Annotated in this window: 4 protein-coding genes; all 4 read right to left on the minus strand. The window is 32.9% G+C overall.

The features are described from left to right. Nucleotides 1–68: 68 nt before the first annotated feature. A complete protein-coding gene (locus tag QZN33_RS11495; protein WP_296792757.1) occupies nt 69–641 on the minus strand; it encodes a transglutaminase family protein in 573 nt (190 codons plus the stop codon). Between the two features lie 211 nt (nt 642–852). Then, entirely contained in the window at nt 853–1,263 is a 411-nt protein-coding gene (locus QZN33_RS11500; RefSeq protein WP_296792760.1) for a CatA-like O-acetyltransferase, read from the minus strand. Nucleotides 1,264–1,449: 186 nt separating this feature from the next. After that, nucleotides 1,450–3,741 (minus strand): ABC transporter permease, encoded by a 2,292-nt coding sequence (locus tag QZN33_RS11505; RefSeq protein ID WP_296792763.1) that lies wholly within the window; start codon nt 3,739–3,741, stop codon nt 1,450–1,452. 4 nt (nt 3,742–3,745) lie between these two features. Then, nucleotides 3,746–4,450 carry an ABC transporter ATP-binding protein gene (locus tag QZN33_RS11510; RefSeq protein WP_296792766.1) on the minus strand — a complete coding sequence of 235 codons (705 nt, stop codon included), beginning with the start codon at nt 4,448–4,450 and terminating at the stop codon, nt 3,746–3,748. Between the last annotated feature and the right edge of the window lie 343 nt (nt 4,451–4,793).

Here is a 4,793-nt window from a genome sequence, read left to right on the forward strand (position 1 = left end):
ATTTTTATTAATAATAAACATTTTCAAAGTGCGACTTTATGAAAAAACACATATTAATGAAATTCTAACTAAAACTCAAAATCAGTTGTAAGCTCCAAGATATCCGCACTTTGCATCAGAATATTAACCAATCTTTCATCCAAATCTGCATGGTTATCATGATAGTCAATTTCACCAAGTTCACTTCGGATTGTATAAGCCAAGCGTTCCTCATTCAAACTGAAAAATGCATTAATATTTTTCTTATTTCCTCGAGCATCAAGTCTGATCCATTTATCTAAATCTTTTAGATACACAGTGTTTAAAGCATGAATCATATAACCTTCACTTGCATCATCCGCTCTTGTAAGCAACTGATAACTGATGCCTGATGGAATCTGATTTGCTCTTAGAAGTGCTGCAAGAAGACAAGATTTTGTCCAGCAGATTCCAGTTTTATTTTCAAGCACCTCACTGGCAGTTCTTGAAACCACATCTGTTTTAATGTCCCATGAATGAGAAATTTCATCCCTAACAAAGATGTAACATCGTTTTATATAATCCAGATTATCTTCAGATTGATTCATCAATTCCCGAACCTTATCCTGAAAAAGAGGATTCATGTAATCAATGCTTGGCGTTTCCATCAAATATTCTTCCATGCACTTCTCACCCATATTATAATAGATTAAAAGTAAAATTAAATAAAAATATTGTTTTATTAATTTAAAAAACTTTGTAAAATGAATTTTGCCCGCATACTATACAAAATATAATGTACTTTTAGTTCTTACACCAATATTATTGCATCATACATATTAAAAGTTATTATATGAAAAGTAATTAAAAAAATTAAAAATAAAGAAAAATATTTTAAAATAATTTTTCAGGATTATTCAAATATTCTTCTAATTTTTCATAAAACAATTTAAAATGCCAACCAAAAATGAAAACAGGACTAGCAGTTAATGAAACAGGAATTTTATCATCAACCAGTTTCCCCCAACTAATCACCGGCATTATCTGATTTGGACTTGCAATAATATTAGTCATTGAATCAAAATCAATCCAAGGAATGCAAGATAAATTAGCAATTGGCTCTTCATCTCTTTTCATTGGCTCGACCAGATATTGATTATCTTCAATATTATCTTTCTTATTTTCAACATATTCATTCCATTGAAAAATATTTTCAAATTCACTTGCAGGTTCCATTTCAATTTCACGAATAGTATAATCATTCTGCATTATTGGCGATACGGCATTTATCTTTTCATATTCCATTATTAGGATTGATAGGATTCGTATTTAGTGCAATATTAGGCGGATTTTTAGTAATTGAATATATGTTAGAAAGAGATTAATCATCGAATAATAGTGCACTCGACTTTTTAAATATTATTTTCATCCAAATATGGATAATCTGATTATCTTTAGAGTTTACCTAAAAAAATAAAAAAAAGAAAATGGTCATTCCCTTTCTTTTTTAAGGGCTTCGACCATGTCAATGTTTTTGAGTTTGTTGGCAAGCAACAGATTAACAATTGCAGATACGACAATTGTTATTACAAAGCTTATTGCTATAGTGGTTAAGGAATAATTTGTCGGATAATACAGCTTGTCAGTATTGCTCCTGATGGATTCAAGAACATAATATCCTGTCGGAATTCCAATTAAAAAACCGACCAGAGATATTCCCAAATACTGTGTAATGAACAGTTTTCTCAAATCACTTAACGGGAATCCTAAAACTTTCAGTGTTGCCATATCCCTTTCCACCTCAGTGAAACCTAAAAGACCTAAACTGTACAATACAACAACCGCCAATAGGACTGCAAATATCACCAGAATTATAATGAGGAGATTTGCAGTTTGTGTGAGCTTATCCCAACTGTTTGTCAAGTCCTTATGATTGTTGACACTTCCAACACCATCTAATTTATCAGTAACCTTTTCCTTTGTAACAATTTCTGTCGGTTTAAATGAAATATTGTTTTTTTCCGCAAAATCGGATGATATTGTAATTCCTTGAACTGAAGGATCACCATAAATGGCATCGACTGTGGAGTTTATCCAAGTTTCATTACCATATAAATGCCATTCTATCTTATCGCCAACGCTTAGACCAAATATTTCAGCAGTTTTTTGTGAAATGGAAACCCCATCGTTTGGCAATGTCATTTCATGCCTATCTTTATCGGTTGGGGTGATTAATCGGGTTTTATCATGAACCGTCAGCACTTGCGTCTTTTTAATATCATTGGCCTTGATTTGAATAGATTTTGTCATGACTGGAGATCCGTTTACATCGTCAATTATTGAATCTATTTGTGACTGTGAAACATTATCCTGGAGAACCAATTGTGTTTCATAGTGGTTGATGTCATCATATTTCCAGGTTTTCAAGTCATTGACCCCATCATGCATACCGAATGCTGAGATGAGAAGCACAGTACAACCAATGACCCCGAATAATGTAATGACCGCTCTTAATTTATTTCTGTTAATGTCTCTGATATTCCATCTAAAGTTAAATCCTAATTTGTTCCATATCCTTGTATTTTCAATGAATCCCATTTTGCTTATTTTAGGAGGCTTTGCCTTCAAAGTTGCTGACGGAGATTCACGAATAATGTTTGCAACTGCAAAGTATGAGCATAACAGTGAACCTAAAACGATTAAAAGAGCCACATAAATGAAACTCATATTGAATCCCGGATCCCAGCAAGGCAGGGTGTAATATGACTGCATAGTGTCAACAAAAATGTATGGTATCGTATTATGACCGATTATTATACCCAGTACGCTACCAATCAATGTCAGATAAAAACCATAGGATAAATAATGGATAAACAATGGCCTGTTTTCAAAACCTATTGCCTTTAAGGTTCCAATCTGTGTTCTTTGACGATTAACTATACGTGTCATTGTAGTTAATAGAATCAGAAGTGCAACAACAACGAAAATGATTGGAAACATGACTGCCAAAACGATGTGCTGTTTGATTTCGTCCTGTATTTGATTGTCACTGGCACTGTCTTCTCTAGACATAAATGATGCGCCTTTTATAATGTCATCATATCCCTTATCCTCAAGCATTTCACGTGTCTGATTATAATAGTCCTGATTGCTGACATTGGTTGTCATTAACAGCTTATTGTGAGGCATGTCCGGAGTTGGATATGCCTTATCTGACAGATATCCGAATCCCTGATATTTGAAATCTGAAATCAAACCGTTTTCCGGTTCCTCATAGACATAATCCGGAGAATATCCAAGTCCACGGATTGTCTTGTTTATTGTAATTCCATTGAAGTTTAGGGATATATTGTCCCCAACAGTCAAATTCTTCGCTTCAGCAAATCTTCCATCTAACCAAATGCCATCTTCATCACTGAAGTTAATGTTACTCCCTTCAACAGGATAATATTGGGAGATATTGTTTTTCTCTAAAAAATGCAGGGTTACTGCGGGCTCATCCTCCAAGTCGGCAATTGACTTTACAACAAACTGGGTTTCAATGCCCGTTGTCGAATTCATATCCTGAAAGTCCTTGACAACACTATCATTGAAATTGCTTCCGAGGGCATAGGCATCGGCCATGTTTGTTTCCTCATAATAATTATTGAGGTTATCCTGCAGGCCCTGAACTTCAGATCCTATTCCCGCAAACGCAAGCAAGGTGATAAAGGACATTAAAAATATTGCTATAAACTGCATTTTATTTTCCTTAATGTCCCTAAGCATCTTCTTGAATAACATAAAATCACCAGTTTATATCATCCACAGACTGAGGATTTTCATTTTCTTCAATGTATTCAACTTGACCGTTTTTGATATGGATGACCTTGTTTGCGACTTTTGCAAATTCAGCATTGTGTGTTACTATAATAACTGTTGTGTTTTCACGTTCACACAAGTCAATGAGCAATTCTATGATGATTTTTCCAGTGTTGGAATCCAGTGCTCCGGTAGGCTCATCACACAAAAGCATTTTTGGATTTTTGGCTATTGCCCTTGCAATTGATACCCTTTGCTGTTCTCCACCGGACAGCTCTGATGGGAATTTATTAACATGTTTAGATAGTCCAACCTTAGCCAGAATCTCTTTTCCATCAATGCCTTCATCAACTATATCATTTAATATCTCAATGTTTTCACATGCAGTTAAATTTGGAATCAAATTATAGAATTGGAATATGAAACCTATTTCCTTTGCTCTGTAGCGTGTGAGCTTTTTATCTGAAAAAGAGGTGATGTTTTCATTATCAATGATTATTTCACCACTTGTAGCCTTATCAAGACCACCTAAAAGATTGAGCAGGGTTGATTTCCCACTTCCAGAGGGTCCAAGAATAACTACAAGTTCCCCTTTATCTATTGTAAAATTGAGATTATTTGCTGCTTTAAGTATCTGATTTCCAGTCTGATACTCTTTGTAAACATTTTTAAGTTCTATTAATGTACTCATAACTAAAACCTATTAATTTATCAATATTATTAACTTAATTTATAATAGTATTTATTTTTTACATAAATTGAATAAACAAAATCTTCAAAATGAAAAATGAAATATAAATCTGACTTAATAATAAACCAATCAAATGCAATTTTATGAACAAAATCAAAATAATCAGTAAAATATTTCATGAAAAAATTAAAATAATATTTGATTAAACTTCAAAAATCAAAAAAAAGCCTTTTTAAAAAGGATTTTGCCCGTATACTATACAAAATATTTAGTACTTTTAGCTCTGACAATATAATTTTAGAACATGAAAATATAAAAAATATATCATTTTAATTAATGTATT

Source organism: uncultured Methanobrevibacter sp., from assembly GCF_900314615.1.
Classification (GTDB): domain Archaea; phylum Methanobacteriota; class Methanobacteria; order Methanobacteriales; family Methanobacteriaceae; genus Methanocatella.

Bases quoted from the DNA above. Each gene is read 5' to 3' on its own strand.
- QZN33_RS11510 (WP_296792766.1), bottom strand. From the start codon at position 4,450: ATGAGTACATTAATAGAACTTAAAAATGTTTACAAAGAGTATCAGACT.
- QZN33_RS11495 (WP_296792757.1), bottom strand. From the start codon at position 641: ATGGAAGAATATTTGATGGAAACGCCAAGCATTGATTACATGAATCCT.
- QZN33_RS11505 (WP_296792763.1), bottom strand. From the start codon at position 3,741: ATGTTATTCAAGAAGATGCTTAGGGACATTAAGGAAAATAAAATGCAG.
- QZN33_RS11500 (WP_296792760.1), bottom strand. From the start codon at position 1,263: ATGGAATATGAAAAGATAAATGCCGTATCGCCAATAATGCAGAATGAT.